Origin of the sequence: Microbacterium sp. SMR1 (assembly GCF_003289625.1) — a bacterium.
Lineage (GTDB): Bacteria > Actinomycetota > Actinomycetes > Actinomycetales > Microbacteriaceae > Microbacterium > Microbacterium plantarum.
In genome coordinates, this window is record NZ_QMBN01000001.1 from 661799 (window position 1) to 680437 (window position 18639).

Genomic DNA, 18639 nt, shown 5'->3' on the forward strand with positions numbered 1-18639 from the left:
CGTCGGTGAACGCCCGGGGAGGTCGGATGGTCGTCTATCTCGATCATGCTGCGACGACCGCGCTCCGCCCGGAAGCGCGCGACGCGTGGCTGTCGGCCCACGAGACGCTCGGCAACGCCTCGTCGGTGCACGGCGCGGGACAGGCGGCGCGCCGGCTCCTCGAGGATGCGCGCGATGCGGTCGCGTCTGCGCTCGGCTGCGAGCCCATCGAGGTGGTCTTCACGTCCGGGGGGACCGAGGCGATCAACCTGGCCGTCAAGGGGCTCTGGCTCGCCGCCGACGCCGGCGCCTCCGCGACCGGGCCGATCGTGCTTCCTGACGGCGAACACCACGCCACGATCGATGCGGTCGCGTGGCTCGCGTCGCGCTGGGGTGCCGCCGTGCGCCCCGTCGGTCTCGACTCCGTCGGCCGGATCGATCCCGCTCTGTTCGCCGACGCGCTGCCCGGCGCTGCTCTCGCGACCGCGCTCGTCGCCAACAACGAGGTCGGAACGCGCAACGATGCGGCGGCGCTCGCCCGGGCGGCGCGCGACGCGGGGGTGCCGCTGCACCTCGACGCGGTCGCGGCGCTCGGCACCGTCGCCCTCGACTTCGCGGCGTGGCGGGGCGGGGGCGCGACGCCCGACGGCCTCGTGGCCATGTCCGTCTCCGGCCACAAGGTCGGCGCCCCGGTGGGCACGGGCGCGCTCGTCGTATCGCGCCACGCGCAGCTGACACCCCTCGCGCACGGCGGTGGCCAGCAGCGGGGGCTTCGCGCGGGTACCCAGGATGTCGCCGGGGCGGCGGCGTTCGCGGCGGCGCTCGACATCGCCGAGGCCGAGCGCCCCTACGAGGCAGTCCGGGTCGAGCGCCTTCGCGGTCGCCTGATCGAGGGCATCCGATCGCTCGTGCCGTCGGCGGTCATCCTGGGCGATCTTCGCGACCGGCTGCCCGGCAACGTCCACGTGCTCTTCCCCGGCACGATCGGCGAGACTCTCCTGTTCCTCTTCGACACGGTCGGGATCGCGGTGTCGACCGGTTCGGCTTGCCAGGCCGGGGTCACGGAGCCCTCGCACGTCGTGCTCGCCCTGGGACGTGACGCGGACGACGCCCGCGCGGTGCTGCGTCTGACCCTCGGGCGCACGAGCACCGACGCCGACGTCGACGCGTTCCTCGCGGCCCTTCCCGAGGCGCACCGGCGTGCGGTCGCCGCCCGCGCCGGGCGTGCAGCCCGCACGTAGACTGGAGCGATGCGAGTACTGGCTGCGATGAGCGGCGGCGTCGACTCGGCGGTCGCCGCGGCCCGAGCCGTCGACGCCGGGCACGACGTCGTCGGCGTACACCTCGCGCTCTCCCGCGCGGGCGGCACGCTGCGGGCCGGCAGCCGCGGCTGCTGCACGATCGAGGATGCGATGGACGCGCGCCGCGCCGCCGACCTCCTCGGCATCCCCTTCTACGTCTGGGACTTCTCCGAGCGCTTCCGCGATGACGTCATCGACGACTTCGTCGCGGAGTACCGCGCCGGCCGGACACCGAACCCGTGCATGCGGTGCAACGAGAAGATCAAGTTCGCGGCGCTCCTCGAGCGCGCCATCGAACTCGGATTCGACGCTGTGTGCACCGGTCACTACGCCCTCCTGGTCGACGGCCCCGAGGGACGCGAGCTGCACCGCGCGTCGGATGCCGCGAAGGACCAGTCGTACGTCCTCGGCGTGCTCACGGCGGAGCAGCTCGCCCACACCTACTTCCCGCTCGGGTCGACGCCCTCGAAGGCCGAGGTGCGCGCGGAGGCGGCCGAGCGTGGTCTGACGGTCGCGCAGAAGCCCGACAGCCACGACATCTGCTTCATCTCCGACGGCGACACCCGAGGGTGGCTCGCCGAGAAGGTCGGCGCCGAGGCGGGCGAGATCGTCGACCGCACGGGAGCGGTGGTCGGACGTCACGAGGGGGCGCACGCGTTCACCGTGGGTCAGCGCCGAGGGCTCCAGCTGGGCGTTCCTGCGCCGGACGGCAAGCCTCGCTTCGTGCTCGAGGTGCGCCCGGTGGACAACCGTGTCGTGGTGGGTCCGAAGGAGGCACTGGCGACCGCTGAGATCGCGGGCGGCCGCTTCACGTGGGCCGGGCGGGCGCCGTCCGAGCGCGTCTTCGCCTGCGAAGCGCAGATCCGGGCGCACGCCGATCCTGTCCCGGCCCGAGCCGAGATCACCGAGAACGAGATCGTCGTGACCCCTGACACTGCCTTCGACGGCGTGGCTCCGGGTCAGACGGCCGTGATCTACGACGGCTCGCGCGTTCTCGGACAGTTCACGATCGACCGGACCGTCTCGGCCGTCCCGGTCGACGCCTGATCGAGCCGGCGGCGGCGCGCAGCGCGTCGGCCAGCTCCGTGTAGCGGAACCGGTACCCCGCTTCGACGAGGCGCTCGGGGACGACCCAACGGCTCTTCAGCACGAGTTCCGGTTCGGTGCGCAGGAGCCACATCGCGGGTTCGAGCATCCACCGCCAGGAGGGAACGCCGAACGGCATCCCGACGGTGGAGCGCAGCTCTCGCATGAGGGTGCGGTTATCCGATGCGTGCGGACTCACGACGTTGACGATTCCCGCCATGTCCTCGTGCGCATCGACCCAGCGCAGCGCGCCCACGACGTCGTCGATGTGCACCCAGCTGAACCGCTGCCGCCCGCGCGTGCGATACCAGGGTGCGGTGCTCCCGGTCGGGTGATCGCCGATGCCGCGATAGCGCCGGTGCGGGATGATCGGACCATCGATCTGCGGGCCGCCGAGGCCGACGCGGGCCAGCGTCAGCAGCATGGCGGTGGCAGGCCCCGGGCCCAGGACGATGGCCATCCGCAGGGCGACGCGGCGCGTCCGCGGGAGCTCGCCGCCGAAGAACGCCGCCTCCCACGCGCGTGCCACGTCGACGGAGAAGCCGCTCCCGAGCTCTCCGTCTGATTCGGAGTTCGGCCGGTCGGTCGCGTGACGGTAGATCGTGGCGGTCGACGCGTTGACCCAGAGTCGCGGCGGTTGTGCGGCCCGGCGGACGGCAGCGGAGAGGTCGCGCGTCGTCGCGACCCGCGAGCGCAGGATCTCGTCGCGATTGCGATCGGTGTAGCGGCAGTCCACCGATTTGCCTGCCAGGTTGACGAGGAGATCCGCGCCGTCGATGAGGCGGGCCACGGCGGCCGCATCGTCCCACGTCGTGCCGGACGCGCGCCCGATCGTGTCGACGGTATAACCGTCGGTCGTGAGCGCGTCGACGATTGCGGTGCCGATAAATCCGGAGGCGCCGGCCACGACGGCGCGGGGGCGGGTGTTGCTCATACGGTCATCGTAGTAGTTTCTGAACATGTTCAGTACCGGAGGAAATGGTCCGCGCGATCGGTCAATATACGAACGCGCGCTCGGGGCGGACCTCTCGCGCATGCCGCCCGTGCTCCGCGTCTACTTCGGCTCGATACCCGCGGGGTGCGTCGGGATCGGAGAGGGCATCTACGACGAGGCGGGCTACTGCGGCCCCCGCTGGCTGCGGCCCATCGTTCGCTTGTTCGCGGGGCGCGGGGTGATGTTCCCCGAACGGGGTACCGACGTACCGTTCGTGGTCGTGAACACGCCCCGGCGGGACGGTTCTCTCCACGCGGAGCGCGACTTCCTCTTCGCGGGCGCCCCGCGGCGCATGGTCGACGCGATGAGCTGCGCTGGAACCGGCGAGATCGTCGACCGTCTCGGTCGTCGCGGCGGGCTGGAAGTGCGCCTTCGCGCCGAAGCCGACCTCCGAGGGATGCGGATGCGGTCCGTGGGGCTCGCCGTCCGTTTGGGTGCGGCGCGGCTGCCGCTTCCTCCGGTGGCGGGAGTGGCCGTGACCGAAACAGCGGACCACGCGGATGCCGTGGCGCAGCGCGTCGAGGTGAGCGTGCGGGGGTGGCTGGTCGGGGAGCTCTTCCGCTATCACGGCTCGTTCACGTACCGCATCCAGCCGGCCGACGGGAACCCCGTCCGCGGCGTCGTACCCCCTGCCTAGACTGACGAGGTGGCAGACGGAGAACTCCCCGAGATCACCCTCGACGAGGCGCGCGCGGAATCCCGTGACCTGATCGAGCGGATCACCGCGGCGCGCGACGCGTATTACGGTCGCGATGCCGAGGTCGTCGACGATGCGACGTACGACGCGTGGATGCGTCGACTCGACGAGCTCGAGCGAGTGCATCCCGAGCTGCAGTCGCAGGACTCGCCCACGCAGACGGTCGGCGCCGCCGAGTCGACGCTGTTCGCGCCGGTCACGCACGCCGAACGGATGCTGAGCCTCGACAACGTCTTCTCGCCCGAAGAGCTGACCGATTGGTGCGTCAAGGCAGCGGCGTCCGCCGGCCGTCCTGTCCGTTGGCTCTCCGAACTCAAGATCGACGGACTCGCGATCAGCCTGCGCTACGAGAACGGCGTCCTGACATCTGCGGCGACACGCGGCGACGGCCGCGTCGGTGAGGACGTCACCGTGAACGCCCTGCGCGTCAGCGGCATCCCCGAGCGCCTCGCGGGAGACGGGCACCCGGCGATCGTCGAGGTGCGCGGCGAGATCTTCATCCCCGTCGCTGAGTTCGCTCAGCTCAACGCGCTCCAGGCCGAGATGCGCGATCGTGTGGTCGAAGATGCGCGGTCCCGTTCCCGCGCGTTCGACGAGGAACGCGCGCGCATCAGCGCCGAGCGCCGATTCCCGGCCTTCGCGAACCCTCGCAACGCCGCGAGCGGGGGGCTGCGCCAGCAGCTCGACAAGAAGTCGGGTCTCGAGCTCGAAGCCTCCGAGGCCCGCGTCCGCTCACTCCGGCTCTACGTGCACGGGATCGGAGCCTGGCAGAATCCGCCGGTGTCGTCGCAGAGCGAGATCTATGCGCTCTTGGCCGAATGGGGTCTGCCCATCAGCCCGCACTCGCAGACCCACGAGAGCATCGACGGCGTGCTCGGCTACGTCGCGCACTTCGGCGAGAACCGTCACAGCGTCGAGCACGAGCTCGACGGTGTGGTCGTGAAGATCGACGAGCTGGCGCTGCACGACGAGCTGGGTGCGACCAGTCGCGCACCTCGCTGGGCGATCGCCTACAAGTACCCGCCGGAACAGGTCAACACCAAGCTGCTCGACATCGTCGTGTCGGTCGGTCGCACCGGCCGGGCGACGCCCTTCGCCGTGATGGCGCCCGCCCGCGTCGCGGGCAGCGTCGTGCGGCAGGCGACGCTGCACAACCAGGACGTCGTCCGCGCCAAGGGCGTCCTCATCGGCGACACCGTGGTGCTGCGGAAGGCGGGCGACGTCATCCCCGAAGTACTGGGACCCGTGGTCGAGTTGCGCGACGGCACGGAACGCGCGTTCGTCATGCCCACGAACTGCCCCGAGTGCGGGTCGCCGTTGCGCCCCGCCAAGGAGGGCGACATCGACCTCCGCTGCCCCAATGCGCGCTCCTGCCCGGCGCAGGTGCGTGGTCGCGTCGAGCACGTCGGGTCCCGCGGCGCCCTCGACATCGAGGCGCTCGGAGAGGTCACGGCAGCCGCCCTCACGCAGCCGCTGGGCGACGCCACCCCGCCGCTGGTGACCGAGGCCGCTCTCTTCGAGCTCACCCTCGATCAGCTCGTGCCGATCGAGGTCATCGTCCGCGACTCCGAGACGGGCGAGCCCCGTGTGGACGAGAAGACGGGCGAACCCGTGCGGCGTGCTCCCTTCCGGCGCAACCCCTCGGCTGCGGAGAAGAAGGATGGGCTGACCGGACCGCAACCGTCGGCGCAGGCACTGAAGCTGCTCGACGAGCTCGAGAAGGCGAAGACGAAGGAGCTGTGGCGGTTCCTCGTCGCGCTCAGCATCCGCCACGTCGGTCCGGTCGCGGCGCGTGCCCTCGCGCAGTGGTTCGGCTCGATCGCCGCGATCCGTGCGGCGACGCGGGACGAACTGGCGGCCGTCGAGGGCGTGGGCGGCATCATCGCGGATTCTCTGATCGACTGGTTCGAGGTCGACTGGCACAGCGAGATCGTCGAGCGATGGGAAGCGGCCGGGGCGCGGCTCGAGGTACCGGGTCACCCCGGACCGGGCGCAGCCGTGGTCGAGGGCGGAGTTCTCGAGGGCATCACCGTCGTGGCGACGGGATCGCTCGAGGGCTACACCCGCGAAGGCGCCCAGGAGGCGATCCTCGCCGCCGGTGGAAAGGCCGGCTCGTCCGTTTCGAAGAAGACCGACTTCGTCGCGGCGGGGCCGGGCGCAGGATCCAAGCTGGCCAAGGCAGAACAGCTCGGTGTGCGGATCATCGATGCCGCCCAGTTCCGCCTCCTCGTCGAGCAGGGGCCGGCGGCCCTCGATTCCTGAACAGGGGCGTGACTTCCCATCCGGAGCCGGCCTCCGGGCCCGAGCGTAGTCGGGGTCAGCCCGCGAGGAGCCGATCGCGGACTTGGCGACGCAAGACCTTGCCGATCATCGACTTCGGCAGCTCGTCGACGACGACCACCCGACGCGGCACCTTGTAGGGCGTCAGGATGCCGCGGCAGAAGTCCCGCACGTCGGCCTCGTCGATGGTCGCCCCGGGGGCGGCGACCACGGCGGCCACGACATCCTCGCCGGAATGCTCGCTGGGCAGCCCGACGACGGCGGCGTCGGCGATCTGCGGGTGCTGACGCAGCGCGATCTCGACCTCGGTTGGTGCGACGTTGAAGCCGCCGGTGATGATGAGTTCCTTGATCCGGTCGACGATCCGCACGAATCCCGCCTCGTCGATCGTCACGATGTCGCCCGTGCGGAACCAGCCGTCGACGAAGACCTTCTCGGTCTCCTCGGGCTTGCCGTAGTAACTGGTGAACACCTGGGGGCCGCGGACCAGCAGCTCGCCCCGCCCGCCGGGCTCGACGTCCCGTGTCGGTTCGTCCGGGTCCACGACGCGGCACTCGGTACCGGGAAGCGGCAGACCGACGGTGCCGGGGACACGGTTCTCGGCCACGGGATTGGCCATCAGGACGGGGGAGCATTCTGACAGCCCGTATCCCTCGACGAGGTATCCGCCCGTCGACGCCTCGAACGGCACGACGAGCTCGTGGGGGAGCGCCATCGCGCCGGAGATCGCGACTCGCGTGCCCGCGAGCGACACGCCCGCCGCATCGGCGGCCGCAAGCAATCGCTCGGCGATCGGCGGAACCAGGGGCAGGAGAGTGGCCGGATGACGCTTGTGCACCGCGAGCACCAGGGCCGGATCGAACTTCGGGAAGAGGACGAGCCGCGCACCCATCGACATCGCGAAAGTGAGGCAGAGGGTCAGGCCGTACGCGTGGAACATCGGCAGCACCGCGTAGACGACGCAACCCGCGCCGCGCTCGATCGTCGGGGTCCACGCCTGCGCCTGGGCCGCGTTCGCTAGGAGGTTGCGATGCGTGAGCGCCGCTCCCTTGGGGTTGCCGGTCGTGCCGCTGGTGTACTGGATGAGCGCGAGATCGCCCGTGGTCGGACCCACGTGGCTCGCCGGCAGGGGGTCGTGCCGTTCGGCATCCGACCAGAATCCGTGCACGCGATTGCGGGCCACGGGAGAGGTGAGCGCCTCGCGCGACTCCCGCGCCTTGGCGATGGGCAGGCGGAGCGCCGCCCGCATGTGGAACGGCATGGCCGTGGTGATGTCGACGGCGATCACGGCATTGAGCGCCAGATCGTCGGGGAAGTCGAGCAGCACCGAGACGAGCTTGCTCCAGACGATGGCGACCTTCGCGCCGTGGTCCTCGAACTGCTTGCGCATCTCACGCGGCGTGTAGAGCGGGTTGTGCTCGATGACGACCGCCCCCAGGCGCAGAACGGCGTAGAAGGCCACGATGTGCTGCGGGCAGTTGGGCAGCACGATAGCCACCCGGTCGCCGCGCCGCACACCGGCATCCCGCAGGTACGCGGCGGCTCGTTCGATCCGGTCCTGCAGCTGCTGGTACGAGACCGTGCGGCCGAAGAACTCCAGCGCCGGGGCGTCCGGATGCTCGCGCGCGGAGGTCGCGACGATGTCGACGAGTGAGCCCGTGATGGGCGGGAGGTCCTCCGGCACCCCGTCGGCGTAGCTGGCGATCCAGGGACGTGGCGGGTCGTAGGTCGTCACGCTGACACCCTACGGGTCTCGCGGGCGATCGGGCCCCAACTAGAATCGTCGGGTGTCTGAAATCACCCCCGATCTCGTGCGCCACCTCGGCGTGCTCGCCCGGATCCAGCTGAACGACGAGGAGGTCGAGCGTCTCACGGGACAGCTCGACGCGATCGTCGACAACATCGCGAAGGTGTCGGAGGTGGCGACGCCGGATGTTCCGGCCACGAGCCACCCGATCGCCCTCGAGAACGTCTTCCGCGAGGACGTCCCCGGCGACATGCTCACGCTCGACCAGGTGCTCCAGAACGCACCCGAACGAGCGGACGACCGTTTCCGCGTGACCGCGATCCTGGGGGAGGAGCAGTGAGCGACATCATCCGGTCGAGCGCCGCCGAGCTCGCCGCGCGTCTGGCCGACCGCAGCATCAGCAGCGTCGAGGTGACTCAGGCTCACCTCGACCGCATCGCCGCCGTCGATGGTGACGTGCACGCGTTCCTGCACGTCTCCGAGCACGCCCTCGAGGTGGCGGGCGAGATCGACGCGCGCCGCGCCGCGGGCGAGGAGCTCGGCGAGCTGGCTGGTGTGCCCCTCGCGATCAAGGACGTGCTCGTCACCACGGACATGCCGTCGACGAGTGGGTCGAAGATCCTCGAGGGCTTCATGTCGCCGTACGACGCGACGGTCGTGGCGCGCGCTCGTGCTGCGGGACTCGTCCCGCTCGGCAAGACGAACATGGACGAGTTCGCGATGGGCTCCTCGACGGAGCACTCCGCGTACGGGCCGACCCGCAATCCGTGGGACCTCGATCGCATCCCCGGCGGCTCCGGGGGCGGTTCCGCCGCCGCCGTCGCCGCGTTCGAGGCGCCGCTCGCCCTCGGATCCGACACCGGCGGCTCGATCCGTCAGCCCGCACACGTCACGGGCACGGTCGGAGTGAAGCCGACGTACGGTGGCGTCAGCCGCTACGGCTCCATCGCGCTCGCCTCGAGTCTCGACCAGGTCGGTCCCGTCTCGCGCACCGTTCTCGACTCGGCTCTGCTGCACGACGTCATCGGCGGCCACGACCCGCACGACTCGACGTCGCTGGCGGACCAGTGGCCGTCCTTCGCCGCGGCAGCGCGCGAGGGTGCCCGGGGCGATGTGCTGCGCGGGCTCAAGGTCGGCGTCATCCGCGAGCTCGCGGATGTCGGCTTCCAGCCCGGCGTCAGCGCGTCGTTCCGCGCGTCGCTGGCAGCGATGGAGGCCCAGGGTGCCGAGATCGTCGAGATCAGCGCACCGCACTTCGAGTACGGGGTCGCGGCGTACTACCTGATCCTCCCGGCCGAGGCGTCGAGCAACCTCGCGAAGTTCGACTCGGTCCGCTTCGGACTGCGCGTCGATGTGCCGGGCGGCACCGTCGAGGACGTCATGTCGGCGACCCGCGAAGCCGGTTTCGGCGACGAGGTCAAGCGCCGCATCATCCTGGGCACCTACGCCCTGTCGGCCGGCTACTACGACGCCTACTACGGCAGCGCTCAGAAGGTGCGGACGCTCATCCAGCGCGATTTCGACGAAGCGTTCGCGCAGGTCGATGTCATCGCGACTCCGTCCGCACCCACGACCGCGTTCCGTCTCGGCGAGCAGATCGACGATCCGCTGCAGATGTACCTGAACGACGTGACCACCATCCCGGTCAATCTCGCCGGCGTTCCGGGGATCTCCATTCCGTCGGGGCTGTCGGATGATGATGGTCTGCCGGTCGGTATCCAGTTCATCGCTCCGGCGCGCCAGGACGCACAGCTGTATCGGGTGGGCGCCGCGCTCGAGTCTCTGCTCGTCGACAGCTGGGGCGGCCCGCTGCTCGACCGCGCACCGATCCTGGGAGGGGCACGCTGATGGCTGCCAAGGTCGCACTGATGGACTTCGACAAGGCGCTGGAGCTGTTCGAGCCCGTGCTCGGCTTCGAGGTGCACGTCGAGCTGAACACGCGCACGAAGATGTTCTCGCCGGCTGCGAACCCGGCTCACCCCGACAACCACGGCGCAGCTCCGAACACCCTCGTCGCGCCCGTCGACATGGGTCTGCCCGGGGCGCTCCCTGTCGTGAACGAGACGGCGATCCGGTCGTCGATCAGCCTGGGTCTCGCGCTCGGCTGCTCGATCGCACCCTCGAGCCGCTTCGCGCGGAAGAACTACTTCTACCCGGACCTCGGCAAGAACTATCAGATCTCGCAGTACGACGAGCCGATCGCGTTCGAGGGCGCGGTCGAGGTGGAGCTGTCCGACGGCACCACCGTCACCGTCGACATCGAGCGGGCCCACATGGAGGAGGATGCCGGCAAGCTCACGCACATGGGCGGCGCCGCGGGTCGTATCCAGGGCGCCGAGTTCTCGCTCGTCGACTACAACCGAGCCGGAGTGCCGCTCGTCGAGATCGTGACCAAGCCGATCTTCGGTGCCGAGCACCGTGCGCCGGAGATCGCGAAGGCCTACGTCCGCACGATCCGCGACATCGTCATCGGCCTGGGCATCTCGGAGGCGCGCCTCGAGCGGGGGAACCTGCGGTGCGACGCGAACGTGTCGCTGCGTCCCCGGGGCCAGGAGAAGCTCGGCACGCGTACCGAGACGAAGAACGTCAACTCGATGCGCTCCGTCGAGCGTGCGGTGCGCTACGAGATCCAGCGTCAGGCCGCCATCCTCGCCGAGGGCGGCACCATCACGCAGGAGACTCGGCACTGGCATGAGGACACCGGCACGACCTCGCCGGGGCGTCCGAAGTCGGATGCCGACGACTACCGGTACTTCCCGGAGCCCGATCTGCTGCCGGTCGCACCGTCGCCGCAGCTGATCGACGAGCTCCGCGCGGCCCTTCCCGAGCCGCCGGCTGCCCGACGCCGCCGGCTGCAGGGCGAATGGGGCTTCACCGACCTCGAGTTCCAGGACGTCGTCAACGGCGGCCTGCTCGCCGAGGTCGACGCGACGGTCGCGGCGGGAGCGTCGCCCGCTTCGGCCCGCAAGTGGTGGACCGGCGAGATCACGCGCGTCGCGAACGCGCGTGGGGCCGAGCCGCAGGCGCTCGTCTCGCCGGCTGACGTGGCGGCGCTGCAGAAGCTGGTGGATGCCGGAACCCTGACCGACAAGCTGGCGCGCCAGGTGCTCGAGGGCGTCATCGATGGCGAAGGCTCGCCCCAGAAGGTCGTGGATGCCCGCGGCCTGGCCGTCGTGTCGGACGACGGCGCCCTGATCGCTGCGATCGACGACGCCCTCGCCGCGCAACCGGACGTCCTGGCGAAGATCAAGGACGGCAAGGTTCAGGCCGCGGGAGCCGTGATCGGCGCGGTCATGAAGGCCATGAAGGGCCAGGCCGACGCAGCCCGCGTGCGCGAGCTGATCCTCGAGCGCGCGGCCCAGTAGGCGCAGCTTCGTCGCACGGCCGCGTCGTCCGACGGCGCGGCCGTTGTCGGCGGTACCCGCGACAATAGAAGCATGGGACGCGGCGACGGCACGGGGCGCATCGTGTCGCCGCCGGATGCGGACGACACCGGCACCCGCATCCTCCACGTCGACATGGACGCCTTCTACGCGGCCGTCGCGGTGCTGGACGACCCGTCTCTCGCGGGCAAGCCCATCATCGTCGGCGGCGTGGAGCGCCGCGGCGTCGTCTCGAGCGCCTCGTACGAAGCGCGGCGCTTCGGCGTCCGGTCGGCGATGCCGGTCGCGCGCGCCCTGCAGCTGTGCCCGCAGGCCATCGTGGTCCCGACGACGTTCGAGCGCTACACGGAGCTCTCTCGACGCGTGATGGAGATCTTCCGGTCGATCACGCCACTGGTCGAGCCGCTCTCGATCGACGAGGCGTTCCTCGACGTGAGCGGCGCCCGTCGGCTCTGGGGGAGCCCGCGCGAAATCGCGCAGCTCATTCGACGGCGCGTGCTGAGCGAGACCGGCCTCACCTGCAGCGTTGGGGTCGCGGCGACGAAGCACGTCGCCAAGATGGCGTCGACGATCTCGAAGCCTGACGGGCTCCTCGTCGTCGCCGAGCACCAGACGCTCCGCTTCCTCGCAGGTCGCCCGGTCGGTGCCCTGTGGGGCGTGGGCCCCAAAGCCGCCGAGGCCCTCCTCACGCGCGGCATCCGGACGGTGGCCGACGTGTGGGACACCCCGCGCTCCGTCCTCGACCGTGCGCTCGGTCCGGCGATGGGCGAGCGCGTGTGGCATCTCTCGCGCGGTCACGACGCTCGTCAGGTGCAGACCGAGCGGGCCGAGAAGAGCATCTCGCACGAGGAGACGTTCTCCCACGACGTCACCGACCTCACGGTGCTCCGTTCCGAGCTCAGGCGTCTGGCCGACCGGGTGGGCGCGCGACTGCGCGCTGGCGGCTGGGAGGCCGGGACGGTGTCGATCAAGGTGCGACTGAGCGACTTCTCGACGTACTCCCGCTCGCAGACTCTGCCCCTGGCGACGAACGTCGGGCAGCGCATCGGCTCAGCGGCGATCGAGTTGCTTTCGTCGGTGGAGCTCTCGCAACCGGTGCGACTCATCGGCGTCCGAGCCGAGAAGCTGCGTCCGGACGGCACGGGAGGCCTCACGCTCTGGGACGACGATGAGGAATGGCGCCGCGTCGACGACGCCCTCGACGGGGCCCGCGCCCGCTTCGGCCGGGGTGCGGTCACTCGGGCGAGCGTGCTCGGACCTCGTCGCGACGTCGGCGCCATGCCGACCAACCCGCGCCCCGACCACGAACATTGACACCTGTACCGCGGCACCCGGGGGAGGGTACGGTGGGTCCATGCCCAACCTCGCACTCGAACTCGGCAAGCAGACCGCGAATCTCGGCGTCACCAGCGTCTACGGTGAACAGCAGGATGTCGACGGCATCACGCTCATTCCGGTCGCGCTGACGTGGAGCGGCTTCGGGGCCGGCGAGGACAATGAGGGGAACAGCGGCGGTGGGGGCGGCGGCTACGCCATCCCCGTCGGGGCGTACGTGCGCAAGGGCGATGATCTGCGTTTCGAGCCGAACCTCGTGTCGCTGGTCGCCGTCGGCATTCCCTTCGTCTGGGTCGTGGGCCGCGCTCTCAGCCGTGTCATCCGCGCCCTCAAGAAGTAGGGCCGTCGCGCGCCTGACCTCGGCGGCGCTCGTCCGCACCGTCCTCGGCGAGGTCTCGCCGGGCGACGTCGTGATCATCGATGGGCGCAGCGGCGCGGGAAAGTCCACGCTGGCGCGCGAGCTCCAGCGACAGTGGGACGGCGCGCAGCCGCCGCAGTTGATCGCGCTCGATGAGCTGTATCCCGGATGGGACGGCCTCGCTGCGGGTGCCGAGTACGCCGTCGCGCGCGTGCTCGCCCCTCGACGCACAGGCGCGCCCGCGCGCTGGCAGCAGTGGGATTGGGCGGCGGACCGCTATGGCCAGGATCGCGCGCTGAAGGGCGACGAGTCGATCATCCTGGAGGGCAGCGGTGCGCTGACCGCCGCAGCCGCAGCCTTCGCGACCGTACGGATCTGGTTGGACGCGCCGAGCGATGTGCGCAAACGGCGTGCCCTGGACCGCGACGGTGACACCTATCGGCCGCACTGGGAGCGTTGGGCGGCGCAGGAGCAGGACCACATCGCTCGGAACGATCCCCGCCGCCTCGCGACGCACGTCGTCGAACTGGTCTGATCACCCGTCGAGTGCTTGCAGCAGCATCTCCTGCCGGTACCCGAGCCACTCGTAGACGTCGAAGCGGGGATCCCCCACCGGCATGATGCTCTCGTCGGTGATGCCGATGCGCTCCGCAAGCACCAGACGGAGCCCAGCGAGCGTCCTCAGCCACGCCGTCTGCTCGTGCGGATCGAGCGTGAGTCCCCCGCCGGATGCCGTATCGGTCGAGCGATCGCGGGAACCTCTTGCGAGGGTGGCCAGCACCAGGCGCGCATCCGCGGCGCGTGTCGCAGCGACATCGTCTCGTGTGAGGGCGCGGAACTCCGTCGCGGCAGCCGGGTCGTCCGGGTATGCGTCGGGGGAGAGCCGGCGGGCTGCCGGATCCCGGGGATCGTCGGGGGTTTCGACGAGCTCGAGGTACTGATCGACGAGTTCGCGGAGATAGTCCGCCTCGGCCGCGGGCAGCGCGAAAACGATGGTCGTGGTCATTCGTTCGCCCGTCTGACCGTCGCCCAGAGGCCGAATTCGTGCATCGCGCGCGTGTGCGCTTCCATCGCTTCGCGCGGACCCTCGGCGACGATCGCGTGCCCCTCGTGATGGACGGAGAGCATGAGCTGCGTCGCGCGGTCGCGCGAGTACCCGAAGTAGGTCCGGAAGACGTGGACCACATACGACATGAGGTTCACCGGGTCGTTCCACACGACGGTCTGCCATGGTTCGTCGGGCGCAGCACGGAGGTCGGTCTCGATGTCGAGGTCGGGGAGAGCGGTGCTCATCAGGCCCATCCGAGCTCGTGCAAGCGGTCGTCGTCGATACCGTAGAAGTGGGCGATCTCGTGGACCAGCGTGGTGTGGACCTCCTCGCGAAGGCCGGCGACGTCGTCGCACGCGTGAAGATGCGGTTCGCGGTAGACGATGATGCGGTCGGGGAGCTCGCCCTGCCCGTAGCGCTCGCGCTCTGTGAGGGCGTAACCGTCGTAGAGGCCGAGCAGGTCGAGGCTGCCGTCTTCCGGGCGGTCTTCGACGACGAAGATGACGTTGTCGAGTCCGTCGACCATGTCGTCGGGGAGGCGATCCAGCTCGTCGGTGACGAGGAGCTCGAACTCCTCGACATCCATCTCGATCATCTGCACTCCCGGACCGGGGTGTTTACGTGGGGTGGCTAACGGGACTTGAACCCGCGACCCCCGCGACCACAACGCGGTGCTCTACCAACTGAGCTATAGCCACCATGTCTCCCGGTGAAACCGGGCAACCAGACGATTGTATTACACGGATGGGGCATACGACGACACGGCGGCCTCAGCGGCTGCCCGTGCCTCGTCGCTCGTGGGTCCGGGCGCCGGCACGAACACGGCGGAACGGTAGTAGGCGAGCTCGCGGATCGACTCTCGGATGTCGGCCAGCGCCCGGTGTCCGCCGTCCTTGGCCGGTGCCTGGAAGTAGGCGCGGGGGAACCAGCGCCGCGAGAGCTCTTTGATGCTCGAGACGTCGACGTTGCGGTAGTGCAGCCAGGAGTCGACCCGAGGCATGTACTTCGCGAGGAACATCCGGTCGGTGCCGATCGTGTTACCGGCGAGAGCTGCCTTGCCTTCGGGTACGAAGCGCTGGATGTACTCGAGCACCGCCGCTTCAGCGTCGACGAGGGGCACGCCTGAGTCGAGCTCGGAAAGCAGGCCCGACGTCTCGTGCATCGCGGTGACGAAGTCGCCCATGTTCGCTCGCGCCGCCTCGCTCGGACGGATCACGAGCTGGAAGCCCGGGTCGAGCTGCCGCAGCTCGTAGTCGGTGACGATGACCGCCACCTCGACGAGCTCGTCGACGCTGAGATCCAGCCCCGTCATCTCGCAATCGATCCATACGAGACGGTCGTTCTCGGCTGTTCCCACCATGTCGCCCATCCTAGTGACCGGCCGCGACACGGTCGTTTTAGAAAACTGTTGACCGCGCGCGGCAGATGCGACCATCATGACTACTACGTCGTAGTAGTACGTAGTAGAAGTGCGAGGAAGCATGTTCAGAATCGGCATCATCGGCACGGGCGGCATAGCGAGTGCCCACATCGGCGGGTACCTCGCGTTCCCTGGGGAGTGCGAGATCGTCGCCCTTGCCGACGTCATGCCGGGAAAGGCAGCGCAGAAGGCCGAGGAGTTCGGCCTGAGGGATGCCGCCGGCTACGACGACCCGCTCCGGATGATCGCGGAGGCCGATCTGGACCTCGTCAGCATCGCGACTCCGCCGTCGACGCACGCGGCCCTCTCGATCGCGGCGTTGGACGGCGGTGTGAATGTGCTGGTCGAGAAGCCGATGGCGCCGTCCCTCGAAGAGTGCGACGCGATGCTGGCCGCCCAGGAGCGCTCAGGCAAGGTGCTCTCGGTCGTCGCACAGAACCGGTTCCGCGATGACCTGGCGACGCTCAAAACCGTCGTCGACTCGGGGCTTCTCGGTCCGATCTCCTCCGTGCGGGTGGATTCGGCATGGTGGCGCGGGCTGCCGTACTACGACCTCTGGTGGCGTGGCACCTGGGAGAAGGAGGGCGGCGGTTGCACCCTCAACCACGCGATTCACCACATCGACCTGCTGCTGTGGCTCCTCGGCCGCCCGATGGAGGTGACCGCGATGCTCGCCAACGCGCAGCACGACAACAGCGAGGTCGAGGATCTCTCCGTCGCGGTCCTCCGCTACGAACGCGGGCTCGCCCAGCTCACCAGTTCCGTGGTCCATCACGGGGAAGAGCAGGAGATCGTCATCCAGGGGGCGAACGCCCGCGTGTCGCAGCCGTGGCGGGTGATCGCCGAGCGCGCCGATGGCGGCGGATTCCCCGCGCAGGGCGGTGATCCCGAGCTGGTGGCAGCGATCGAGGCGGTCGTGGCTGCCCGGGAACCTCTCGCGCACACCGGGCACGCGGGGCAGATCGGAGACCTGCTCGCCGCCATCCGGGAGGGGCGCGCTCCGGTCGCGGACGGGCGGGACGGCCGCAACGCGATCGAGGTCGTCTCGGCCATCTACAAGGCGGGCATCGAGCGCACCTTCGTCGACCTCCCGATCCCCGCCGACGACCCCTACTACCGCGCCGGCCAGCTCGTCGAGCGCGCACCCCGCTTCTACGAGAAGCAGCGCTCACTCATCGAGGCGGCATCGTGACCGGCCCCTCGTTCCCCGGAGGCACCTCGCTGTCGCACCTCGACATCTACCACGACGCCGCCCCGGACGGCATCTGCGGCGGCAGTCCGCACATCCACCTCGTCTCGACGGAGGCTTACCTCGTCGTCGAGGGTCGTGGCGCCCTTCAGACGATCGACGGCGAGGGGTTCCGGGAGACCGACCTGGAGGCCGGATCGGTCGTCTGGTTCACGCCGGGCACGATCCACCGTGCGGTCAACCGCGGCGGGCTGAAGGTGCTGGTGCTGATGAGCAACGTGGGACTGCCGGAGGCCGGCGATGCCGTGATGACCTTCCCCCCGCATATCGTCGGCGACCCGGCGGCGTACGCCGAGGCGGAAGCACTGGGCGAGGGGGAGGAGCGGGCCGCGCGCGCCGCTCGCCGTCGGGACCTGGCCGTGACGGGGTTCCAGGCCTTGCGCGATGCGGTCGTCGCCGGCGATCGGGCTCCGCTCGACGACTTCTACGCAAGCGCCGGCGCGCTCGTCCGCGACCGGGCGGCCGCCTGGAGCGAGCTCGTCCGCGCCGGCGCGCTTGCTCAGGCGCAGACCTCGCTCACGCTCACCGAGGCCGCCGCGCGTGGCGACGTCGCCCATCTGCGCGATGCCCGAGCCCGTGTGGCTCCCGCGCCTCCCGGGGAACGCGCCTTCGGCATGTGCGGACGGATCCGTGCCTACGACCTGACAGACCAGGAGAACACCCGATGACCGATTCATACACTTTCGACCCCCTCCCGCGCCCCGTCGTCGCTCCGGGCGAGTTCGCCTTCGCGGCGGTCGGTCTCGACCACGGCCACATCTTCGGCATGACCGACGGTCTGATCGGCGCCGGGGCGACGGTGACCTGGGTGTTCGACGAGGATCCCGCACGCGCCGCCGCGTTCGCGAAGCAGTATCCGACGGCACGCATCGCCTCGAGCGAGCAGGAGGTCCTGAACGACCCCGCGGTTCGGCTGGTCGCGACCGCCGCGATTCCGTCGCAGCGTGCGCCCATCGGACTGCGGGCGATCGAGGCAGGGAAGCACGCTTTCGTCGACAAGGCGCCCCTGACGACCTTCGCGCAACTCGATGCCGTCCGGGAGGCGACCGCACGGACGGGTCTGCTCTATGCGGTGTACTACGGCGAGCGCGTGCACTCGGAGGCGGCGATCCTCGCAGATCAGCTCGTTCAGCGGGGCGCGATCGGCAGGGTCGTGCAGGTCGTGTGCTTCGGTCCGCATCGCATCGGCGGGGGACGCCCCGATTGGTTCTACGACCCCGCGCAGTACGGCGGCATCCTCTGTGACATCGGCAGCCACAACTTCGACCAGATCCTCCATTACACGGGTGCGACGACCGGTCGGGTGTCGACCTCGACCATCGCGAACTACGCGCATCCGGAGACTCCCGGCCTGCAGGACTTCGGCGACGCGCACGTCGTCCTCGACAACGGTGCGACGGGATACGTCCGCGTCGACTGGTTCACCCCCGACGGCTTGGGAGTGTTCGGTGACGGGCGCACGCTTCTGCTGGGCACCGATGGGTACATCGAGCTGCGCAAGTACATCGACATCACGACCGACAACGGTGGTGGCCAGGTGCTCCTCGTGAATCAGGAGGCGCAGCACCGGTTCAACGCGAACGGCATGACAGGGTTCCCGTACTTCGGGCAGCTCATCCGCGACTGCATCGATGGCACCGAAACCGCGATGAGCCAGGACCACGCCTTGATGGCGGCGGAGCTCAGCCTGCACGCGCAGATGGGCGCGACGGTGGTCGGCTCTCCGTCGCCGGCGCCCGTCCTGACACCCTGACGGCGACCC

General features: G+C 69.9%; 19 protein-coding genes and 1 tRNA gene. 13 read left to right on the forward strand and 7 right to left on the reverse strand.

The features are described from left to right. Window positions 1–26: 26 nt before the first annotated feature. Together DO944_RS03265 and mnmA are read left to right on the forward strand one after the other, a co-directional pair. Window positions 27–1220 (forward strand): cysteine desulfurase family protein, encoded by a 1194-nt coding sequence (locus tag DO944_RS03265; RefSeq protein WP_112614588.1) that lies wholly within the window; start codon window positions 27–29, stop codon window positions 1218–1220. 9 nt (window positions 1221–1229) lie between these two features. Continuing rightward, entirely contained in the window at window positions 1230–2327 is a 1098-nt protein-coding gene (gene mnmA, locus DO944_RS03270) for a tRNA 2-thiouridine(34) synthase MnmA (protein ID WP_112614590.1), read from the forward strand. On the opposite strand, the gene DO944_RS03275 is transcribed toward mnmA, so the two are convergent. Continuing rightward, window positions 2284–3300: an epimerase gene (locus DO944_RS03275; protein ID WP_112614592.1), complete on the reverse strand. Its 1017-nt coding sequence runs from the start codon at window positions 3298–3300 to the stop codon at window positions 2284–2286. The two genes, mnmA and DO944_RS03275, sit on opposite strands and share 44 nt — an antisense overlap. Window positions 3301–3325: 25 nt before the next feature. Between DO944_RS03275 and DO944_RS03280 the strand changes: the two genes are divergently transcribed. Together DO944_RS03280 and ligA are read left to right on the forward strand one after the other, a co-directional pair. Then, complete coding sequence (locus DO944_RS03280; RefSeq protein WP_112614594.1) at window positions 3326–3997, forward strand: DUF4166 domain-containing protein; 672 nt, start codon at window positions 3326–3328, stop codon at window positions 3995–3997. Window positions 3998–4006: 9 nt separating this feature from the next. Continuing rightward, on the forward strand, window positions 4007–6319 hold the full coding sequence (gene ligA / locus DO944_RS03285; RefSeq protein WP_112614596.1) for an NAD-dependent DNA ligase LigA: 2313 nt from the start codon (window positions 4007–4009) through the stop codon (window positions 6317–6319). Between the two features lie 55 nt (window positions 6320–6374). Here the strand turns inward: ligA and DO944_RS03290 are convergent, their stop codons facing one another. Beyond that, entirely contained in the window at window positions 6375–8072 is a 1698-nt protein-coding gene (locus DO944_RS03290) for a long-chain-fatty-acid--CoA ligase (RefSeq protein ID WP_112614598.1), read from the reverse strand. A gap of 52 nt (window positions 8073–8124) precedes the next feature. On the opposite strand from DO944_RS03290, the gene gatC reads away from it, so the two are divergent. From gatC to DO944_RS03320, 6 genes are all read left to right on the forward strand, one after another. After that, window positions 8125–8424 (forward strand): Asp-tRNA(Asn)/Glu-tRNA(Gln) amidotransferase subunit GatC, encoded by a 300-nt coding sequence (gene gatC, locus DO944_RS03295; RefSeq protein ID WP_112614600.1) that lies wholly within the window; start codon window positions 8125–8127, stop codon window positions 8422–8424. Continuing rightward, complete coding sequence (gene gatA, locus DO944_RS03300) at window positions 8421–9932, forward strand: Asp-tRNA(Asn)/Glu-tRNA(Gln) amidotransferase subunit GatA (RefSeq protein ID WP_112614602.1); 1512 nt, start codon at window positions 8421–8423, stop codon at window positions 9930–9932. The genes gatC and gatA overlap by 4 nt, the downstream gene beginning before the upstream one ends. Further along, window positions 9932–11449, forward strand: a complete 1518-nt coding sequence (gene gatB, locus DO944_RS03305; protein ID WP_112614604.1) for an Asp-tRNA(Asn)/Glu-tRNA(Gln) amidotransferase subunit GatB — start codon at window positions 9932–9934, stop codon at window positions 11447–11449. Before gatA ends, gatB begins: the two co-directional genes overlap by 1 nt. Before the next feature lie 72 nt (window positions 11450–11521). After that, complete coding sequence (gene dinB, locus DO944_RS03310) at window positions 11522–12781, forward strand: DNA polymerase IV (RefSeq protein ID WP_112614606.1); 1260 nt, start codon at window positions 11522–11524, stop codon at window positions 12779–12781. A gap of 40 nt (window positions 12782–12821) precedes the next feature. Further along, complete coding sequence (locus DO944_RS03315) at window positions 12822–13142, forward strand: hypothetical protein (protein WP_112614608.1); 321 nt, start codon at window positions 12822–12824, stop codon at window positions 13140–13142. After that, entirely contained in the window at window positions 13117–13695 is a 579-nt protein-coding gene (locus tag DO944_RS03320; protein ID WP_258524546.1) for a hypothetical protein, read from the forward strand. The genes DO944_RS03315 and DO944_RS03320 overlap by 26 nt, the downstream gene beginning before the upstream one ends. Here the strand turns inward: DO944_RS03320 and DO944_RS03325 are convergent, their stop codons facing one another. The 5 genes from DO944_RS03325 to orn form a co-directional block, all read right to left on the reverse strand. Next, window positions 13696–14166 (reverse strand): DUF2017 family protein, encoded by a 471-nt coding sequence (locus DO944_RS03325; protein WP_112614612.1) that lies wholly within the window; start codon window positions 14164–14166, stop codon window positions 13696–13698. It lies immediately after the preceding gene. After that, window positions 14163–14462, reverse strand: coding sequence for an ATP-dependent Clp protease adapter ClpS (gene clpS / locus DO944_RS03330; protein ID WP_112614614.1), 300 nt, complete (start codon window positions 14460–14462; stop codon window positions 14163–14165). Before clpS ends, DO944_RS03325 begins: the two co-directional genes overlap by 4 nt. Further along, on the reverse strand, window positions 14453–14803 hold the full coding sequence (locus DO944_RS03335) for a metallopeptidase family protein (RefSeq protein ID WP_112614616.1): 351 nt from the start codon (window positions 14801–14803) through the stop codon (window positions 14453–14455). Before DO944_RS03335 ends, clpS begins: the two co-directional genes overlap by 10 nt. Window positions 14804–14830: 27 nt before the next feature. After that, window positions 14831–14906, reverse strand: a tRNA-His gene (locus DO944_RS03340). 38 nt (window positions 14907–14944) lie between these two features. Further along, window positions 14945–15568 carry an oligoribonuclease gene (gene orn, locus DO944_RS03345; RefSeq protein ID WP_112614618.1) on the reverse strand — a complete coding sequence of 208 codons (624 nt, stop codon included), beginning with the start codon at window positions 15566–15568 and terminating at the stop codon, window positions 14945–14947. A 121-nt stretch (window positions 15569–15689) separates the two neighbouring features. Between orn and DO944_RS03350 the strand changes: the two genes are divergently transcribed. From DO944_RS03350 to DO944_RS03360, 3 genes are read left to right on the forward strand one after another with little or no spacing between them, the layout of a single operon-like run. After that, window positions 15690–16820 carry a Gfo/Idh/MocA family protein gene (locus DO944_RS03350; protein ID WP_112614620.1) on the forward strand — a complete coding sequence of 377 codons (1131 nt, stop codon included), beginning with the start codon at window positions 15690–15692 and terminating at the stop codon, window positions 16818–16820. Next, entirely contained in the window at window positions 16817–17545 is a 729-nt protein-coding gene (locus DO944_RS03355) for a cupin domain-containing protein (protein ID WP_112614622.1), read from the forward strand. The genes DO944_RS03350 and DO944_RS03355 overlap by 4 nt, the downstream gene beginning before the upstream one ends. After that, window positions 17542–18630 (forward strand): Gfo/Idh/MocA family protein, encoded by a 1089-nt coding sequence (locus DO944_RS03360; protein WP_112614624.1) that lies wholly within the window; start codon window positions 17542–17544, stop codon window positions 18628–18630. Before DO944_RS03355 ends, DO944_RS03360 begins: the two co-directional genes overlap by 4 nt. Window positions 18631–18639 lie beyond the last annotated feature (9 nt).